Source organism: Mucilaginibacter flavus (assembly GCF_030409315.1).
Classification (GTDB): Bacteria; Bacteroidota; Bacteroidia; order Sphingobacteriales; family Sphingobacteriaceae; genus Mucilaginibacter; species Mucilaginibacter flavus.
The window spans coordinates 385,719-405,283 of sequence record NZ_JAUFPS010000028.1; the positions used below are offsets into that span (position 1 = coordinate 385,719).

At 43.6% G+C, this 19,565-nt stretch carries 16 protein-coding genes; 4 read left to right on the forward strand and 12 right to left on the reverse strand.

Going from position 1 to position 19,565, the window contains the following annotated elements; translation table 11 throughout:
• Positions 1-101: 101 nt before the first annotated feature.
• Positions 102-509 (forward strand): SPW repeat domain-containing protein, encoded by a 408-nt coding sequence (locus QWZ17_RS12970; RefSeq protein WP_290305656.1) that lies wholly within the window; start codon positions 102-104, stop codon positions 507-509.
• 612 nt (positions 510-1,121) lie between these two features.
• Here the strand turns inward: QWZ17_RS12970 and QWZ17_RS12975 are convergent.
• From QWZ17_RS12975 to nagB, 5 genes are all read right to left on the reverse strand, one after another.
• Complete coding sequence (locus QWZ17_RS12975; RefSeq protein WP_290305657.1) at positions 1,122-3,986, reverse strand: M16 family metallopeptidase; 2,865 nt, start codon at positions 3,984-3,986, stop codon at positions 1,122-1,124.
• Between the two features lie 75 nt (positions 3,987-4,061).
• The gene (locus QWZ17_RS12980) at positions 4,062-4,538 is read right to left on the reverse strand and encodes a DUF2059 domain-containing protein (RefSeq protein WP_290305658.1); all 477 of its coding nucleotides are present in this window, start codon (positions 4,536-4,538) and stop codon (positions 4,062-4,064) included.
• A 4-nt stretch (positions 4,539-4,542) separates the two neighbouring features.
• Positions 4,543-5,655, reverse strand: a complete 1,113-nt coding sequence (locus tag QWZ17_RS12985) for an acyltransferase family protein (RefSeq protein WP_290305659.1) — start codon at positions 5,653-5,655, stop codon at positions 4,543-4,545.
• 67 nt (positions 5,656-5,722) lie between these two features.
• The gene (locus QWZ17_RS12990) at positions 5,723-6,133 is read right to left on the reverse strand and encodes a DUF4279 domain-containing protein (RefSeq protein ID WP_290305660.1); all 411 of its coding nucleotides are present in this window, start codon (positions 6,131-6,133) and stop codon (positions 5,723-5,725) included.
• 7 nt (positions 6,134-6,140) lie between these two features.
• Positions 6,141-8,063: a glucosamine-6-phosphate deaminase gene (gene nagB, locus QWZ17_RS12995; RefSeq protein WP_290305661.1), complete on the reverse strand. Its 1,923-nt coding sequence runs from the start codon at positions 8,061-8,063 to the stop codon at positions 6,141-6,143.
• Positions 8,064-8,166: 103 nt separating this feature from the next.
• Between nagB and QWZ17_RS13000 the strand changes: the two genes are divergently transcribed.
• Positions 8,167-9,354, forward strand: a complete 1,188-nt coding sequence (locus tag QWZ17_RS13000) for an anhydro-N-acetylmuramic acid kinase (protein WP_290305662.1) — start codon at positions 8,167-8,169, stop codon at positions 9,352-9,354.
• Between the two features lie 24 nt (positions 9,355-9,378).
• Here the strand turns inward: QWZ17_RS13000 and QWZ17_RS13005 are convergent, their stop codons facing one another.
• Both QWZ17_RS13005 and QWZ17_RS13010 read right to left on the reverse strand, forming a co-directional pair.
• The gene (locus QWZ17_RS13005) at positions 9,379-9,795 is read right to left on the reverse strand and encodes an acyl-CoA thioesterase (RefSeq protein WP_290305664.1); all 417 of its coding nucleotides are present in this window, start codon (positions 9,793-9,795) and stop codon (positions 9,379-9,381) included.
• Positions 9,796-10,078: 283 nt separating this feature from the next.
• Positions 10,079-10,453 carry a winged helix-turn-helix transcriptional regulator gene (locus tag QWZ17_RS13010; protein WP_290305665.1) on the reverse strand — a complete coding sequence of 125 codons (375 nt, stop codon included), beginning with the start codon at positions 10,451-10,453 and terminating at the stop codon, positions 10,079-10,081.
• Between the two features lie 95 nt (positions 10,454-10,548).
• On the opposite strand from QWZ17_RS13010, the gene QWZ17_RS13015 reads away from it, so the two are divergent.
• Complete coding sequence (locus QWZ17_RS13015; RefSeq protein ID WP_290305666.1) at positions 10,549-11,313, forward strand: MBL fold metallo-hydrolase; 765 nt, start codon at positions 10,549-10,551, stop codon at positions 11,311-11,313.
• 134 nt (positions 11,314-11,447) lie between these two features.
• A complete protein-coding gene (locus tag QWZ17_RS13020) occupies positions 11,448-11,735 on the forward strand; it encodes a hypothetical protein (protein WP_290305667.1) in 288 nt (95 codons plus the stop codon).
• A 77-nt stretch (positions 11,736-11,812) separates the two neighbouring features.
• On the opposite strand, the gene QWZ17_RS13025 is transcribed toward QWZ17_RS13020, so the two are convergent.
• From QWZ17_RS13025 to QWZ17_RS13045, 5 genes are all read right to left on the reverse strand, one after another.
• Complete coding sequence (locus QWZ17_RS13025) at positions 11,813-15,472, reverse strand: ABC transporter permease (RefSeq protein ID WP_290305668.1); 3,660 nt, start codon at positions 15,470-15,472, stop codon at positions 11,813-11,815.
• A 147-nt stretch (positions 15,473-15,619) separates the two neighbouring features.
• Entirely contained in the window at positions 15,620-17,086 is a 1,467-nt protein-coding gene (locus QWZ17_RS13030) for a sensor histidine kinase (RefSeq protein ID WP_290305669.1), read from the reverse strand.
• A gap of 41 nt (positions 17,087-17,127) precedes the next feature.
• Complete coding sequence (locus QWZ17_RS13035) at positions 17,128-17,574, reverse strand: response regulator (RefSeq protein ID WP_290305670.1); 447 nt, start codon at positions 17,572-17,574, stop codon at positions 17,128-17,130.
• A 45-nt stretch (positions 17,575-17,619) separates the two neighbouring features.
• Positions 17,620-19,014, reverse strand: a complete 1,395-nt coding sequence (locus QWZ17_RS13040) for a sensor histidine kinase (protein ID WP_290305671.1) — start codon at positions 19,012-19,014, stop codon at positions 17,620-17,622.
• 141 nt (positions 19,015-19,155) lie between these two features.
• Positions 19,156-19,512 (reverse strand): nuclear transport factor 2 family protein, encoded by a 357-nt coding sequence (locus QWZ17_RS13045; protein WP_290305672.1) that lies wholly within the window; start codon positions 19,510-19,512, stop codon positions 19,156-19,158.
• Positions 19,513-19,565 lie beyond the last annotated feature (53 nt).

The following is a 19,565-nucleotide window of genomic DNA, read 5'->3' on the forward strand; positions in this document are numbered from 1 at the left end:
AATAGGCACACAAGGTAATTTTTAATGTCAAAAGCCTTAACTTTGAACGAAATTTTGACACACAGATATTAATAAAGGTATAATACAACAATAGCTACAAAATGAAAAGCTTTATTCCAACCTCAGTTTATGCAGTTTTAAACTATGCAATCGCTCTTTTGCTGATTTCAACCTTATGGACATTTGATACTCTTCATATTGGTGGCGCGGCTTTATTTTTACCTTTGCTGATAGGATGGCTGCAATTGATTATGGCTATTTTCGCTAAAAACGAATTGGGCTTTTTAAAAGTGTTCCCAATGGTTATGCACAATTTTAATGACGTAATTATGGGTTCATTCCTGATGTGTTCACCATGGGTTTATGACTTCCATTCAAAAATCTGGATTCCACAGGTTTTATTTGGTGGCGCGTTATTCCTGATGGGCATCTTTACTGTAGATTCTCCATTCCTTAAAAAAGATTTCGAATTACAACAAGGTGGTATCACTCCAGATCAGTTGGTATAACTACTAAAAACATATTTAAACAAGAAAAGCGGCGCTAATGTGCCGCTTTTCTTGTTTAAGGTACGCCAGGTGCCGTTTACCACAATTTATACTTTATTTAAGTTAAGGCCCTGTTTAAATTTATTTCAAATTTTATACACCCCATTGAGAACCGACACGACCGTCATTCAATGGGAAAGTCGGCGACTTATAGGGCGAAGAAGATTCATCGTTTCTACCCATAACGTATTTGTTTTAGCCTAATCCGGTGGATTTGAACACAGGCGACGACTCACCCCGGCTACGCTTCGCTGGCCGACCCTCTCTCCGGCTAAAGCCGCAAAGAGGGTAAAAACATTCCTTTTTATTTCCTCGCCCCTCTATGCGACGCAGTCGGAGAGAGGGGCAGAACAAGCGTAGCGATGTTCGGGGTGAGTCGTCTGCGCCATGCGATATACGTCATTTTCACTTTCACAGGCTCCGGATTTTATAACTCACAATGATGATCTTTTTATTATTTAAAAAACAGACGCTTAATGTTGCTTGCTCCCCCACCGGCAATCGTCAAATAAAAAAGCCCTGCCAGGATATTACTCCGGCGGGGCGTTCTGCTTTTATACCAGGCACTAAAACCTATTTCTTTTCGGGCATCAGGATTAACTTGATAAAGTTTTTACCGCTCAGGTATTTATTGGCGGCATCTTTGGTGCTCTGAACAGTTACCTGCTCCAGGTTACCAACGTGCTGCAAAATCTGATCGGGGTTTTCGCCATTTTGTGAGCTTGATCCAAGGTAGCCTGCCCAAAAAATATTTTCCTTCATTTGCTCGCGGGTGGTGCGGGCCTCTTCGGCAACAAATTTTTGAATATCGGTAGGCTGAGCCCCGTTTTGTTTGATTTTGCCAATCTCTTCCAATGTAGCGGCAATCAGCTTATCAACATTCTCTGGCGCGCATCCAAAATAAACGGTGATGGAATACCTACCTCCTGGAACTTTATGATAGCTGGCCCTTACACCCGGGGCGTATACGCCACTTTCCTGCTCGCGTAAGCGTTCAATCAGTTTAATGTTCAATACCTCTTCCAGCGCATCCATTTGGATGTTGTTGGCGTCGTTATACTCATAATCGCCGCTAAATACCAGCTGAACGCTGCTTTTCTCGGCAACACCCTTATTTACAATTTTGGTGATCTCGCCCGGAGGGGGTTGTATTTTAAGGTTTTTGTAAGTCTCTTTACTATTGGTTGATGGTAAACCACCCAAGTAATGTTCAAGGTATGGTTTAATAGTTTCTATATCAAAATTACCAACCACCGTAAATGTAAAGTTACTGGCGTCGGCAAAACGGGCCTTGTAAAACTCAAAAGCTTTATCAAGTGTGGCTTTACTCAATCTTTCGGGCGTAGTAACCATATCCCTGAAGTTGTGATTGCTTAAAGTGGCCGATACCGTATCCTGGAATACACTTGGCGGATCAAGACTCCTGTTGGCCAAAACCGATTTTGTTTGGGTAATGGTTGATGCCCAGATATCGTTATCCTTACGCGGCTGTGTAAAGTACAGGTAGATCAGTTGCAAAGCAGTTTCAAAGTCGGCAGGAGCGGTATTGCCGCTAATCCCCTGCGCGGTTTCGCTGATGTATGGTGTGATGCTGAGGTTTTTACCGGCTAACTTTTTATCAAGCATCCCCTGGTTAAACTGGGCTACACCGCTGCTGGCAATGATGGACGACGCCAGGTTGGCCGATGTAAAATCATCATCACTTGCTAACGACGAACCGCCAAAAGCGTAACCATTAATCAAAATTTGATTGTTGCGGAAATCTGTTGGTTTCAATATAACTTTAAGTCCGTTACCAAGAGTTAAAGTAGTTGTGCCTATAAGTGAATCTGCAACCTGGCTAACGGTTTTGGTTCCTTCGGGCAGCTTGGCTAATAATGGGTCGGATGAAACATTATCAACATAAGCCGATATGCCCTGGCCCCCGCTGCCTATCCATTGTAATAAAGTGGCTTCTGTTGGCAATGCCGCTTTATCTTTTTCGGGCCCTTCAAGAATAACAACCCTGTTTTGATCACTAATGAATTTACCCGCTAAGGCATTCATCTGATCCACAGTGATCTTGCTGATGTTGTTTACATAAAAGTTGTACTCATAATCGATACCAGGAATAGCTTCTCCCTGTAAAAAGTGCTGCTGATACTCTTGTACAAAATTTACAGAGCGGGTTTTATCTTTTTCTTTATAGGCATTACCCATTTGTACCAAAGCATCCTGCTTGGCGCGTTCCAGCTCGGTAAGGGTGAAACCAAATTTGCGTGCTCTTTCGGTTTCGGCAACAACGGCTTTAACAGCAGTTTGCAGATCGGCAGGTGTTTTGGCTACCACAATAGTAGTAAATGCATCCTGCTCGCCCAGGAAACCACCATAGCTTGCGCGGCCAAATAAAAACGGCGGATTAGGCTTTTGCAACAATTCGCCTAAGCGGGAATTGAGCATCTGGTTAAACAGCTGTACGCGTACGCTCTGCATATAATCAACGGTGTTTTTTACGGTTGTACCTGGGTGTTTAACAACAATTTCGGCCAGGGTGTAAGGGAACTCCGCATCGGTTGCAATTTTAACAACAGTGCCGGGGGTAGGCGGCACTGTGTATCTGGTACGCGGTTTTTCGGCTGCCGGGTTGGTAAGACCAGAAAAGTTTTGTTTGATAAGTTCTTCAACTTGTTTTGGATCAAAATCACCAACGGCAATTACCGCCTGCAAATCTGGGCGGTACCAGTCATGATAAAAACTTTTAATGGTTTCGGGCTTAAAGTTTTTAAGGATATCCTCTTTACCTATAGGCAAACGCAACGCGTAACGCGAGTTGTTAAGCAACACAGGCAATATCTGGTGTTGTAAACGCTCTTGCGCGTTTTTGCCGCGCAGGCGCTCTTCTTCTAAAACAACGCCACGTTCTTTATCAATTTCGGTAGGATCAAAGCTTACATAGCCTGCCCAGTTAGCCAATATTTTAAAGCCATTGTTAAAAATAGCGGCAGTATCGGTAGGGATAGGTAACTGATAAACGGTTTCGTTAAATGAGGTATAGGCATTTAAATCGGCCCCAAATTTAACACCCGACTTTTGCAGGTAATCAACCATTTGGTTTTTAGGGAAATCGCGGGTGCCGTTAAAGGCCATGTGCTCGGTAAAGTGAGCAAGACCCTGCTGATCATCTGTTTCTAAAACAGAACCTGCTTTGTTTACGAGGTAAAGTTCGGCCTTGTTTTTAGGCTCCACATTTTGCCTGATGTAATAAGTTAGCCCATTAGGTAATTTACCAATGATCACTTGCTTATCGATAGGCAATATATCGGCCTTTGCCAATAACTGCCCTGCAACCGGTTTGCCTTTTGGCGATACGGCCGGTTTCTTTTTTACTTGCGCAACGGCACTTCCCGAAGCTATTAGCAAAGCCAAAGCCGATACGGAAAGCTGTTTGTTTAAATTCATATGTTAATTAGAGGCTATTTTTTACTAAGATGCTAAACGAAACTATTAGTTACAAATTACAGGGAGAGGCGGTTTTTATTTTTTTGCCATTTCATCCTTCATCATCTGCTCAAGCTCGGCCTGATGATCTGTAAACACCTTTTGCCCCCATGCACCACCTTTTTGGAATAGTTCGGTTTGTCTTGATGTCATTTTAATGCCAGCGGGCGACGAAAGGAAGTCGGCTATCTGGTTCAGTTCTTGTTCTGAATAGGTTTCGGCATAAATAGGAATAAATGCCTTCTTCACATCTTCAAAAGTCACATATTTGGCTATAAATTTATTCATTGCCGATTTAAATGGGGCTCTTTTATCAATAGGTAATTGCTGTGATTGGGTTTCTATTAAAGCCGTAAACATTTTTTGAAGGTTGCTTTCAATTTGCGAAGCAACAATCATACGCTCGGCAGCCTTTAAATGCGAAGGGGTAAAGGTGGTGGTTTGGGCATTTACTTTGGCAGCGCTAAAAAGTAAAACGCCAACTAAGGCGATAAGGATAGTTTTAAATTTCATTATATTATATCTTGATAAATATTTTCCTAAGATACAATATCCACATAACCAGCCATAAAATAATAACCGTAAATATGGCGCTGGCCAGCGAGGCATTTACAGGCGAAAAATGCGGTGCGAAAAAGGTTTGATAAATTGACGCGCCGCCTATTTTAATCATCCCCATATAATGCGGAATGAAGCCCGACAGTACATAGGCTGTGATGGCATTTGCACCAAATACTACAAAGGGATAGGTAAACTTTTTATATCCCTGTACATCAATAAGCCAGTAGCTAAGTGACAATGCTATGGTAGCTAATCCGCCAGTGTAAAGTACAAATGAGCTTGTCCATAAAGCTTTATTGATAGGGAAAAACAGGTCCCAAAGCAAACCCGCGACAACAGCCAACACCCCATAGGTAAACATCCAGCTTACTTTAGCGTTATCATCGCGGTCTTTACGTTTTAGCCAGGTGCCAACCCTTATGCCAAACAAACCGGTTGCTACAGCGGGCAAAGTGCCTAATAATCCCTCAGGGTCCCAGGTATGCGATTCGCTCCAGAGGTGATTGGTAGTAAACACCAGGCGGTCTATCCATGCTCCCATATTTGTTTCGGGTTCTAAATTGGCGTAACCAACGCCCGGCACCGGGATAAAAGTCATGATAATAAAATACCCGATAAGAGCCCCGGCAAACACCCAATCACGTTTTTTTTGCGATGTTTTAAGATACAATATGGTACATATAAAATAAACCAAGGCGATGCGTGGCAGCACGCCCGGAAACCTCAAATGAGTAAATCCACGGTCTGGATGAAATATCAGTTGCGTTATCCAGGGGATAGCGATCAGTATAGCCGTGCGCTGCAAAGCCTTCAACAAAAGTTTTGTGTGTGATACAGTAGCCTTTTTGCTTTCCATAGCATAGGTAACAGAAACACCTACCATAAAAAGAAAAAACGGAAACACCAGATCCGTAGGTGTACAACCATTCCATTTGGAATGCTCCAAAGGGGCATAGATGTGTCCCCAATCGCCGGGATCGTTAACTAATATCATCGCTGCGATGGTAGCGCCTCTAAAAACATCGAGAGAAAGAAGTCTTGTAGGTTTTTGAGTAGTGGTTTCGTTCATATTTAAATGCGGGTGTTATTTTATAACTATAGCGATGGCTTTAAAACCCATCGCTATGCGGAAATAATTATTCGCTTGGTTGATAAATTGATATTTCAATATCAATTCCCAATTCGCTACTTAATTTCACCAACTCTTTTGGGAAATATTTAGATTGGACGAACTTATCAGGATCATATCTGACACCAAAATCTAAAGTGGCATAGTCAATTCCTTGAGTAATATTTATATGATGTAATTCTTCCCAGTGTTCTTGCAAATATTTAATCGCATCTGCAACCTGTTTGTTAAATTCAGTAAACTCGGCATCGCTAACTTTTATATGACAGCCGGAGTTTTTATTTTTTTTACCATCCGGCTTAGTTTTAAATTTCGGCGAGCCCTTGTGATAAATAGTAAATGGTGATACTTTACTCTGAAAAATAAAATCATCTACATCAAAATCTTCCCCCGATATTCTAAGTATACACGACATCATTTACTTTTTAAAAGATATATCGCTTAAACGCTTCCATAGCCTCGTATTCAGCGAGTCCCAGGCGGTCATACCTTTGTGCTGTATCACGAGTTCTGTCTTCAGCCCTCACCCAAAACTCGCGTGCATCATCCCCCGGGAAAACCGGACGATCTTTTTGCGACTGGTGTTTGAAGATGGCGTTACGCTTGCGGATCACCTCTTGAGGAGATAGCGGCACCGCCATTTCAATCTCGTGGGTAGGGAACTCGTGCCATGCGCCACGGTACATCCACAACCAGCAATCCTCAACCCATTCTTCGGTTTCTTTTAAACGTGCAAGGGCAGCCAGGATAATATTGAAACAAACCAGGTGCGTTCCGTTAGGGTCGGCAAAATCGCCGGCAGCGAAGATCTGCTGCGGTTTTATTTTTTGAAGCAGGTCGATAGTCAGCTGGATATCTTCCTCGCCAACGGTGTTCTTTTTGGTTTTGCCTGTTTCGTAAAAAGGCAATGCCATAAAGTGGATGTTGCTATCCGGCAGACCGGCGTAACGCGCTCCCGAGATGGCCTCTGTTTTACGGATAAAACCTTTCACATTGCGGATCTCGCGGGTATCAATCTGGTTAGGCTGTTTCTGCGGGAAAAACGCGCGCATTTCTTCGTATAGTTTACTCAGGTGGCCGCTGTCTTCACCAATGCTGTTGGTAAAATCAATAGCAAACTCCATGTAACGTAATACATCATCATCCCACACCGCGGTATTGCCCGATGTTTGGTAAGCTACGTGTACATCATGCCCCTGGTCAACCAAACGGATAAACGTACCACCCATTGAGATCACATCATCATCCGGGTGCGGAGAGAAAATGATCGAGCGTTTTTTGGCAGGTAAAGCGCGTTCCGGGCGTTGAGAATCGTCCGCGTCGGGCTTGCCACCCGGCCAGCCGGTAATGGTATGCTGTATCTGGTTAAAAATATCAATGTTGATGTTATATACCGGGCCTTGCTCTACCGCGAGCTGGGCCATACCATGGTTGTTATAATCTTCTTCGGTTAATTTCAATACCGGTTTACCAATGGTATCGGCTAACCAGATCACCGCTTTCTTTTTCAGGATATTATCATCCCATGAGCAATCTTTTACTAACCAAGGGGTATCAAAACGGGTAAGTTCAGATGCGGCGTCTTCGTCTAACACAAATTCTACATTATCTGATAACTGCAGGTAAGTAGCAGGTACTTCGCCTGATATTTCACCTTCCACCGCTTTTTTAACGATAGGCGCTTTCTTGGCGCTCCAGGCCATCAGGATAATTTCACGTGCTTTAAAAATGGTACCGATACCCATAGTGATGGCTTTGGTAGGTACATTGGCCTTCCCACCAAAATCACGGGCGGCATCACTGCGGGTAAGGTCATCCAAAGTAACCAGTCGGGTGCCCGAGTTGGGTGCTGATCCTGGTTCGTTAAAACCGATGTGACCAGTACGGCCGATACCTAACAGCTGAAAATCCAAACCGCCTAATTCTTCAATCTGTTTTTCATAATCCAGGCAGAAGGCTACTACAGCGTCTTTATCTAAAGTACCATCGGGGATGTGTACATTGGCTTTATCAATATCAATATGGCTGAACAGGTTCTCATACATGAAGGTAACGTAGCTTTGGGCAGCATCGGGCTTCATGGGAAAATATTCGTCGAGGTTAAAGGTGGTAACGTTTTTAAAAGATAGCCCTTCTTCTTTGTGCAGCCTAACCAGTTCGGCATAAACCTTAATTGGCGTTACGCCTGTTGCAAGGCCAAGCACGGCTTGTTCGCCTTTGCTTTGCTTATCACGTATCAGTGCAGCTATCCTTCCAGCTACTGCCAGTGATGCTTCCTGCTGGTTGCCATAAACGCTCACCGGCAGCTTCTCGTACCGGGTCTCTTCCAATAAATTTAATCGGGCCATGGGATGGGATGAATTTGGTTGAAAACAAATATATCAGATATTTACTTAGCACTCCCATTATTTTAACTTTTGTAAACGGGCCGCAAATAAGTAATTTAACCCCATGTTAGCTTTAAACCAAAATCTGCAAAAGCTTGTTGATATCGCCCAAAAAACAACGCGATTGGGTATCGGCCTTATGTCGGGTACTTCCTTAGATGGGTTGGACATTGCTTTGTGCAGGTTTACCGGTAATGGCCTAAGTACGCAATTTGAACTCATACAATTTATCACCATACCCTACCCGCATAGTTTCAAAAGCGAAGTACAGCAGGTGTTTGCAAAAAAAACAGTCGACCTGGAGAAGTTAACTCTTCTCAATGCATTCATAGGTAACTATCACGGCGAACTGGTATTGCAGGCGCTATCAAAATGGAATATCGCGCCAGCCTCGGTTGATTTTATCGCCAGTCACGGGCAAACCATTTATCATGCGCCTAAGCGATTGCACAAGCAACCGGGCTATCCCAATGCCACGTTGCAAATAGGTGATGGCGACCATTTGGCTGTAAAAACAGGGATAATAACCATCAGCGATTTCAGGCAAAAGCACATAGCCGCCGGAGGTGAGGGAGCGCCCTTGGCTTTGTACGGCGATGTACTATTAGGCAGCAAGCCCGGCGAAAACAGGATACTGCTCAATATAGGCGGCATTGCTAATCTTACTTATTTGCCCGGGGATGTTGATACAGACAACGTAATATGCACAGACATCGGCCCGGGCAATACTTTAATTGACGCGGCATGCAGGCAATACTTTGGTAAAGATTACGATGAAGACTCCAAAATAGCCAAAAGCGGCCACGTGAATGATGAGTTATTATCTGCCTTGTTAAGCCATTCATTTTTTAACGAACAAGCGCCAAAAACCACCGGGCCAGAGCTGTTTAATTTAAGCTATGTTGCACAAGCCCAAAAGGCATCGGGCACAGAAGATATTTCGGATACAGACCTCGTCTGTACACTGAGCGCTTTTACAGCTGCATCGATCATCAATTTTATCAATAGCAGTATCACAGCCTCCAATCTTAAAGTATATGTAAGCGGCGGCGGCGCAAGAAATCCTTTTGTAATAGCCGGATTGGAAAAGGCTTTTGAACACGTTAAGGACACAAGTATACTGGGCATCGACCCTGATGCTAAAGAAGCTATTTTGTTCGCGCTGTTGGGGAACGAAGCCCTCTGTGGCGAACCCATCGCCATTGGTAATAACCCTAAAGTTTTGATGGGGAAGTTTAGTTTCGCGATTTAGTATTAGCCCCCTCGCCTAACACAGTTACTCCTCCAACACCGGCGCATCCGCAATTTTTTCCAAAACCGATGTCGGCAAGTAAGGTCTGCCGCCTGTTGCGGGTACGCAAGTGCCGGTAAAAGTGGCCTTGGTCATTACCTTGTTGTTAAGCATTATCGCTTGCTTAAAATGCAGCTTGGGCAAACCAGCTTTATCCTTATACAGGGTACAGGTAACGGTAAACTCGTCGCCCTTTTTTAACGAGCGTAAAAAGCTGATGTTGTAGCTTGACAGCACCATATAAACACCGTTTTTGGCCTCGGTTTCAAAATCAAAACCAAGCACCTCCCTGATATAATCATGACGGCAATATTCCATATAAAACGGATAGTACAAGCCATCCATAATTTCCTGCACATCTATATGCTCGGCTTTGGCAACGTAAGTTTTTGAGTATTCCATGCTGGTTAATTTTTAATAGGTAGCCGGCAAATATAGTGGAATATGAGGTATAATTTTGCCTGAGCCGAGATTGTTGAGGTTAAAGAATTATCAGGTTTTTTATGTTTTAAGCGGAGAATAAAGCTAATTAAACTGGGTTTCCATTACTCCATGATTTCCCCGCTCCCCAATTAAAAGCCTTTCGTCCTTTGTCCAAAAATCTTTTATCCCAAAATCTTTTGTCCTTTGTCCAAAAAGTCCTTGCTCCTTTGTCCAAAAATCTTTTATCCCAAAAAACAGCAGGCTACTTTTGTTCCAGGCCAATTACGGGTTTAGTTAGCCGTTTTACTTCTGCCACTTCGGCGGCGGCGTATAAATTTGCCCAGTCTTCAAGGGCGGCCAGCGCGGGGCCAAGCGCTTTGCCACGGTCAGATAGTTTATAATAAACCTCGGGAGGGAAAGTGTGCTTTTCTTCGCGGATTACCAGTTGATTTAGCTCCATGTCTTTAAGCTGATCCAGCAATACTTTTTTGGCCACTTTGGGTATTACCCGCCAAAGTTCTGTAAAGCGCATCTTTTCGTTATGAAAAAGATAAAACAAAATTACAGGCTTCCATTTGCCCGCCAGCATGTTTAATGTTACGTTGAGGCCGCAATGCCTAAACTGGTTTAAAGCCATGGTTACTAAAAGGTGAACAGGATACTAAAAGGTGAATTTCTTGGCGATTGCTGCCCGGCCAGCCATCTTTGCACCATCAAAATTAATATTTAAATATGAAAGTTCAGCTATTACGCAATGCCACGCTGGTGTTGGATATCAACGGAAAAAAATTATTGGTTGATCCGATGCTGGCTCCTAAAGGTAGTTTCCCGGCAATTGTTAATACGGCAAACACGCTCAAAAATCCACTGGTTGATTTACCATTAAGTGATGATGAACTTAAAGTGCTTATTGCCGAAACTGATGCCGTATTACTCACACACCTGCATCGCGATCATTGGGACGAAACCGCGCAACAGATGCTGCCTAAACATATAGCCATTTTATGCCAGCCAGAAAATGTGGAGGTAATAAAACAGGCCGGCTTTGTAAATTTAAGTTCCATTTTTGATGAGCTAACCTGGAATGGCATCAGTATTAACCGTACCGGTGGCCGGCATGGTACCGGCGAGATAGGTAAGCTTATGGGAACAGTATCGGGCTATGTGATTGCTTTTGGCCGTAACAAGCTATACATTGCCGGGGATACCATATGGTGTGAAGAAGTTGAAACGGCAATTAGCAAATACAAGCCTACCCATATTATTGTAAATGGGGGTGCAGCCCGCTTTTTAACCGGCGACGCAATTGTGATGAACATACAAGATATCATTAGGGTTGCCCACAGCGCCCCGGATGCAAAAATTTATGTGGTACATTTGGAGGCGGTAAACCATTCATCAGAGTCGCGCGCTGATATAAGGGAAGCGATGCAGGCGAATAATCTTGCTGAAAGGGTTATCGTGCCAAATGATGGCGATAGGCTATCATTGCTATAACAAGCTTTTTTGCCTGCCTGCTGGCGCACGTGCATAGTGGTACCTTACCGTTAGGTAAACATAAACATGTTGTTGATAATTGACCTTGTACAAATAGCACTTTAGCACCTATCTTCGATAAAGCAAATAGCCCAATGAAAACTTTAGCCGATTTTAAAGCATCATTAAATTCAAACCAGCCCGATAGCTCGCTATCTGTGCAACTAAAAAGCCTTTGGTACGATGGTAAAGGCGATTGGCAAAAGGCGCATGCGCAGGTTGATCACCTGTCTGATCGGTCATCGGCCTGGGTACACGCTTATTTGCACCGTAAGGAAGGTGATGTTTGGAATGCTGACTACTGGTATCGTCAGGCGCGGCAAACCCGGCCTGATATTTCGCTCGACGAAGAATGGGAACAATTGGTTGTAGAATTTCTTTAATTAATTGTGCAAAACCGCTATATAGGCAAAAGGCAACCATACGATTTGTGTGGTTGCCTTTTGGTTTTAGGTTGAAGTTATTCGCTCCTTAAACTTTTTACGGGGTTGGCCAGTGCGGCTCTTACCGCCTTGTAACCTACACTTATCCAGGCGATGACCACCGATGCTAATATGGCCAGGATAAATATATCGGGGCCGATGCTGATCCTGTAGGTGTAATCCTGTAACCACTTATGCATAAAATAGTAGCCAACAGGGGCCGATATGGCAAACGCGATAACGATGAGTACCGTAAACTCTTTAGAAAACAAATAAACAATATGCCCCACCGAAGCGCCTAAGGTTTTGCGGATGCCTACTTCTTTGGTGCGTTGTAAGGCCATGAATGATACCAGGCCATACAAACCGAGGCAGGAAATGAAAATGGCTATCCCAGCAAATATTTTGTAGAGTGTTGATAGTTCATCTTCGTTTTTATAAAAGTCGGCAATTGTTTTATCGAGGAATTGATATTCATACACACCTTCTGGGTAGGTTTTATTCCATAAGCTTTCAACGCCGGCGAGGGTGTTCTTCACATTCCGGGTTTCTATTTTAACGTTTAGCTTTGAATATTGCGACAGCCACGGGGCTATCAATACGGGCGGTATAGCACGGCGTAAGGAGCCTATATTAAAATCTTTAACTACACCGGTAATCTGTGCTTTCAGTTTCTTATCGTTCCATAGCATAACGTATTTGCCTACCGCTTGCTTTGCATCGGTGATGCCCAGTTTATGCATCAGGGTTTCATTAACCACGTAGCCCGATACGGTATCCGATTTGTTATAAGGCCCACCTGCTATAAACTGAATATCATACAATTTGAAATAGTTGGCATCAGCCCATTTAAGGCATGCGCCAAAGTCGACCTGCTTTGGCGAGTTATTGAATTTAAAATCGCTAAACCAGCCGCCGTTATCAGATGGCCCGGCAAAACTCACACTGATATCTTTTACGCCCGGTTGCTGTAAAAGCTGATCTTTAAAGGCATTAACCCTTGTTCTGCTGATGCTATCGCCGGGAAAAGGAACCGTGATCACTGCATCGTTATTAAAACCAAGTGATTTGTTTCTGAAATAATCCATCTGGTAAATGAGCACCAGGGTGCCAATCACCAATATTTGCGCTATGCAAAACTGCGCTACCACCAATACCCTGCGTAATGAAATTCCGCTTGAGCGGCCAGCATTAACTTTGTTTCTTAATGCCACTATCGGGTTAAAGCCGGATAATACAAGTGCCGGATAAAAGCCGGCAAGGAAAGTGACACCGATAATCACCGCTACTAAAAATAAAACCACTGTTGGATTTAACAGGAAATCGGCACTCAATTGTACTTCAAGCAGCTTATTCAACATAGGCAATGCTATAAGCGCTATGACAGACGCCAGCATCACAGCAAATAAAGTGATGATCAACGTTTCGCTTATAAATTGCATAATTAGCTGGTACCGGTTGCTGCCTAAAACTTTACGCACGCCAACCTCTTTTGAGCGGTTTACCGCCTGGGCGGTAGCCAGGTTAATAAAGTTAACACAGGCTATAACAAGCAGGAATAAACCAATCAAACTAATTACGTTGATCAATTGCCTGCTGAATGGATGGTTGCTGTATACGCCCGCATCGGTATCGTAGTGCATATCTTTCAATGCCTGTAGTTGAAATACCTGGTTTTTATTGTAAGGGGCGGGGATACGTTTTTTGGCCAATGCGGCAAGCTCGGTATTAAGCTGCTTTTCGCTTGCACCGGGAGGTAAAATAATATAGCAGTTTTTATCGCCAAAGGTGCTTACCCAATCCCCGTTATTGCCGTTAAGGTCGCCGGTTTTGTTAACAAGGGTAATCCAGGAGACGGCAAGCTTCATCGGTAAATCTGTATTGGCCGGCAGATCGTCAAAAATGCCGGTCACTTTAAGATCTCGCTTGTTTTCGTACCTGATTGTTTTTCCCATGGCGGTATGCCAGTCGCCGAAAAATTTGTCGGCTTCCTCACGGGACAGTACAATGGCGTTTGGATCGGCCAAAGCAGTATTTTTATCTCCGGCCAGCCACTTAAAATCAAAAATTCTGAAAAACTCGGGATCGGCGTAATAGGCAAGGTCTTCTTTAAATTTCTTTACCGTACCGCCATTAGCTCCGTTCCCCACAGCATAATGCGAGCCATCGTTTTTCATGATGTTTGATGCTTGCTTTATTTGCGGAAAATCGAGCCGCAAACCTTCCGTTAACGGGATTGGCGTTCCCGCGCCGATATGTGTGCCATCGGGGCCACTGCTCACCATTACAATGCGGTAAATGCGGTCTTTATTAGTATGAAAGGTATCAAAGCTGGTTTCAAACTGAACAATAAGAAATATCAGCAGGCAGGCCGCTATACCTATAGCTAGGCCGGTTACATTAATGGTGGCATAGCTTTTATTGCGCATAAGATTGCGCCAGGCAATTTTGAGGTAGTTTTTAAACATAAGTTCGCGGTTTAATTTCGTGTTGCCCCATACAGGGAGCTTTTCCTGGTACGAAATTACCGGCGCGAAACTTGGTGGGCGCTCCACATTATAATATGGTCGCTCTTTTTTCTGTTCAATTTTATATTCTGCCGGATTCTTACCGGTTAATTGTTTAAAAGTACGGTTAAAGGTGGTTTTGGAATTAAAGCCCGATTCAAACGCGATGCCCAACAAGGTCAAATGCTCAAAAGCAGGATCATGAATTTTACGGGCTACATCTGCCACCCTAAATTCATTAATAAAATCACTAAAGTTTTTTTTGAGGGCGGTGTTAATGATCCGTGATAGTTCATTGGGATGCATATCCAGCTTTTCGGCTAATGAACGTAAGTTAAGTTCGGGATCAAGGTAATATTGATTGGCTTTTAATTCTTTCTTCAGCCAAATTCCCTTCTGCCTTACATCTGCCGGGAGTGCCGGTTTTAAAGGTGAAAAAGATGCTTGCGAGGGGGCCGCTGCTTCAGGTCTCAGATAAACAATAACCGCCGCCTGGATAACGATGATAGCCAACACAAGGTAGAAAGGATAATAGGCCTGTGTTCCTAATTGGTTATGATAATAAACATAATCGAGGCCTCTAAATAACGCCCCGCATAACCATAACACAGCAAACCCACCCAACAAGCGGTGAAGCCATTTCATTTGGTCCCGGTAGCGGTCGCCATTATTAAACTTTACGCGCTTGTAAAAGTTTTTTATCAGGCTGTGGGAGGCGTACAGGTATGTAATAACTGAAATAAACGCGAGTGTTTGAATGGCGGGATTTAATTGATGAAAGATTGGTGTATCATAAGTGGCTTTGCCGGTACGGACGCTTTCTTTAACCGCTAATACCTGGGCGCTTAATTCAATCAATAAGGGAACAAAATGCAGTAAATCCTTAGGCCGGAATTTATAAATGGGGCGGGCTAATTGACGTACGTAAAAGAAAATCAGCGGCCCAAACGCCAGCGAAAACTGTAAGGGTAATCGACTCCAATTAGGGATATAGGCTGTAAGCCCGATATCAATGCCTAATAGCCAGGTTATATACAAAACTATCGTAACCAATGCCAAGGCAAAGAACCGGTTTGCAACTCCGGCAGCTTTTTTAGTGAACCACAAAAGCGAAGCCAGGCCGGCCCCAAGGAAAATAGCCCCGAGGAAAGCGAGGTCGTAAGCGTTGATATGGAGTGTGTAGGTTTTCAATCTGGATGGACTGCGCAATCCTTGAGCCAAATTTATAACGTATTGATAGATATTGTGTTATGGCTATTTCGTGAGCGCATAGTGTAATGTAAGCGGACGGGTGGTTGTGCGGTTTTGGATGTTTGATCGTTTTAAAACCTGAGCGGCTTACCCCGCCTTCAACCCAAAGAAAAACGTAGTCCCCATGCCCAGGTCCGATTCCACCCAGATCCTTCCGTTATGGCGTTCTAAAATCCGTTTTACAATGGTGAGGCCCATGCCAACGCCTTCGTATTCGCTGGCGCTGTTATGCAGGCGACTAAATATCTCGAAGATCTTTTTGTGGTTTTCTTTGGCTATGCCAATGCCGTTATCGCTGATGGCAAATACCTGTTCGTCGCCTTGTTTAAAACTACGCACGGTAAGCTCGGGTGTTTTGTTGCCCCGGTATTTGATGCCATTGCCCATCAGGTTTTGGAAAAGCTGCACCATTTGTACATAATTGGCTTCCATTTGCGGCATGGTTTCAATTTTAACTATCGCCCCACATTCGTTCACCTTGTTTTGCAGGTTTTGTAAAGCTTCTTCGGCCGCCTTTGTCATATCCACCTTTACAAAAGCATCAGCCTGCGAATCCATTACCGTATATTGGTATATCCCCTCAATGGTGTTGGTCATGTTATGCGATACCTCGGTAAGCATATTCATGGTTTCCTGTAAATCGGGTGATAAGTCTTCACCAAGTATTTGCAGGGTGTCAATCAACAGCACGGCTGATGCGATGGGTGAGCGCAGGTCATGGGCAATGATGTGGGCAAAACGTTCCAGGTCCTGGTTTTTAAGGCGCAGCATCTCTAACAGGTCGCTGTTATAAGTTTCCTGTTTTTTAAAGTTGAGCACCGATTTTACTATGCTGGGCAATATCAGCATGTGCTCGCCCATGTTTTTATCTTTGATCAGGTAATCGGCAGCACCGGCTTTCATCAGTTCTACCGCTGTTTTTTCTGATCCCTGGGCGGTAACAATTACAATGGGGATATCGGCCGCGGTGGCTATGGCAATGGAGTCAAAGGCGGTTCCGTCGGGCAAATTAAAGTCAGAAACAATAAGGTCGTAATCTTTTAGCCCAACTTGTTCCCTTAGTTCGGCAATACTGGTGGTAACATCGCATTCGTATTGAGGGTTTAACTTAATAAATTTTCGCTTGATGAATGTAATATCTATCTCTTCGTCTTCGAGGAACAAGATCTTACTTTGCCCGCTTATGGCTATCTGGTCATCAATTAATTGCGAAATAAGTAGGGCCAGCTGTTGTAAATAATAGTTATCGGGGTCTGTAACCAACTCATTAACCACATGGTTTTTGAACGATTGCGACCCGGCATCCCTGAGTATCAACAGCGGAATTTTTGTCAATTCCAGGAAAGGGGTCAACTGTGTATAAAAAGCCCGGTTCACCAGGTTGTCGCGCGCAATTAAAAAATCATTATTGTAAAGCTTTACAGATTTTTCAAAATCCTGCTGACTTTCATAACAGGTTATCTGAAGTTGTGAAAACGCGGCGTTAAGCGCGTTGCTTATCAATAGCTGTTCCTGTGTATTGGCAATAATTGTTGTTCTCAGATTATTCATCATGAGTTAATTGGGGGATTATACATTGTATTTTATGCTGAGTGCTATTGCGTTGGCTTAGGTGGCTGATTAAGCATAAGCCAGTACATGCCCAGTTGTTTAACGGCATCGGCAAAATTCATAAAATCAATAGGCTTAACAATATAGCTGTTAACACCAAGCTCGTAGGCTTTTTTTATATCCACATCCTCTTTTGAAGAAGTCATCATAATAACCGGTGTAGATTTTAACCCCTCTGAAGCTTTGATCTGCTCTAACACTTCCAGGCCATTAACGCGCGGCAGCTTCAAATCAAGCAAAATCAGTTTTGGGATGGCTTGTAATACCTTCTCCGGACCAGTGCCAAAGAGATAGTCAAGCGCGTGTTGCCCGTCCTCAAGCCATTTAATATCATTGATGAGGTTATATTTTTTTAGGGCGCGTATGGTAAGTACGGCATCTTCTTCCCTGTCTTCTACCAGTAGTACTTCCGGATATTCTTTAATATTCATAACGGAAAAATTTATAATTATATCATATTGAACAATACGGAGCGCTTATACAATGGGCAGGCTGAAACTAAAGGTAGCGCCCTGGCCCAAAGCCCCTTCGGCACTTACTACGCCGCCATGGCGTTCAATCACTTTTTTTACTATACTGAGGCCAATGCCTGTACCTTCAAAATCCCGGTCGTTGTGCAGGCGTGAAAATATTTTGAACAATTTATTTTTATATTTTTCATCAAAGCCCGCGCCGTTGTCTTTTACCGCATAAATAACACTGCCATGCGCTATTTTTGAGCTTACGATGATCTTCGTTTCGGGGGTATTGCGGGAATATTTTAAGGCGTTTGAAATAAAATTGGTTACAACCTGGGTAATCATAGCCTGATCGCCTATGGAGGGTGCAAGTTCGCCCAATTCAAAAACTACCTTGTGGCCTGCCGGTTCCTGTCTTAACAATTCATCAAACACATTTTTGAAGATGGCTTTCATATCCAGCGTTGAATTTACTTTTTCGGCGCGGCTCAATTTAGAAAATGAAAGGATATCATCTATCAGCATGCCCATGCGTAGGGCGTTATTCACTATGGTGTTTAATGTTTTCTGGCCATCCTCATCTAATTTATCGGCATAATCCTCCAGCATAATATTGCTGAAACCGGCAATAGCGCGCAAAGGTGCCCTCAAATCATGGCTCACCGAATAGGAGAACGCTTCCAGTTCTTCATTGGCATGGCTAAGGGCTTCTGTCCGCTCGGCAACCAATTGTTCCAGGTGATTTTTATGTTCCAGTATTTCGGCCCTGATGCGCCTGTTTTCAATAGCCAGGTTAGCAAAACGGGCGGCGTAGGCTATCCTTTCCAAATCTACGTCCTTAGGTGTACGGGGTTCGCGGTGGTAAATAGCAAATGTACCCACCATATCGCCGGTGCTGGATAGGATAGGTTGCGACCAGCACGATTGCACGCCAGCCCTAAAAGCAAGCTCCTTAAATGCTGCCCAATACGGGTGTGTGCCAATGTTATCAACGCATACCAGTTTTTTAGAGAAGGCCGCGCTACCGCAGGAGCCAATGCCATCGCCCACAGATATGCCATCTATGGCATCGTTGTAAAAATCGGGCATATTGGGTGCCGCTCCTGTGCCCAAGGTATTGGTCACTTTATCGTACAGTAAAATAGTACAAATGGAGGCGGCATCTTCCTCTTCAATTGATCTTACAATCGACCGCATGATGGTAAAAATATCAACATCGCGCGCAAGCTCTTCCAAAATAAGGGCCCTGTTACGCTCCCTTATGCGCAGCAAATCGCGTTCGATAATATCTATTGAGTTTGATTCAGCCGGGTGTGAGGGATCGCTGTCGGAGGAATATATAACGCCCCGTTTGTGGCTCTGCTGTAATTTTTCGTTAGCAGAGAGGGTAGAGTAACTCTCGCTTGTATTCATAGGGTAATGTTGTAAACACGAAAATAAAGTATTCGTGTTTTTATTACAATACACAACTTACCACTTACGGGAATATAGAGCGCAAGGCGGAAATAAACGGTATCTGTTGGCCAGGCTAAAAGTTACCCTGCGAGTTATTTATTATGTTTTCTTTTTATTTACCGTATAAGAAATCATTTTGGTGATCAGCCCATTGGCAAGTTCATAAACATCGCAATAGTACATATCGTATACCTGGCCCGATTTATCGGTGCATTGTACTTCGCCCGCGACCGAGGCTTTATCGCCATCAACAATAATGTAATCTTTACTTACGGTAATTATTTTCATATCGGGATGTTCGGCGAAAAATTTCAGCACGTTCGCTTTGCCTTTAATGATACTATCGCCCAGCAAGTGCCATTCAAAGTCATCAGATATAAACCTGGCTATACCTTCGCTATTGCCTTTATCAAAAGCGGTATTGAAATCGATAATTACGTTTCTGTTGTTGTTCATAAGCTGTTATATCTGGTTGCATCAAAGATACCGGCTTCCTCAACAATAATTTG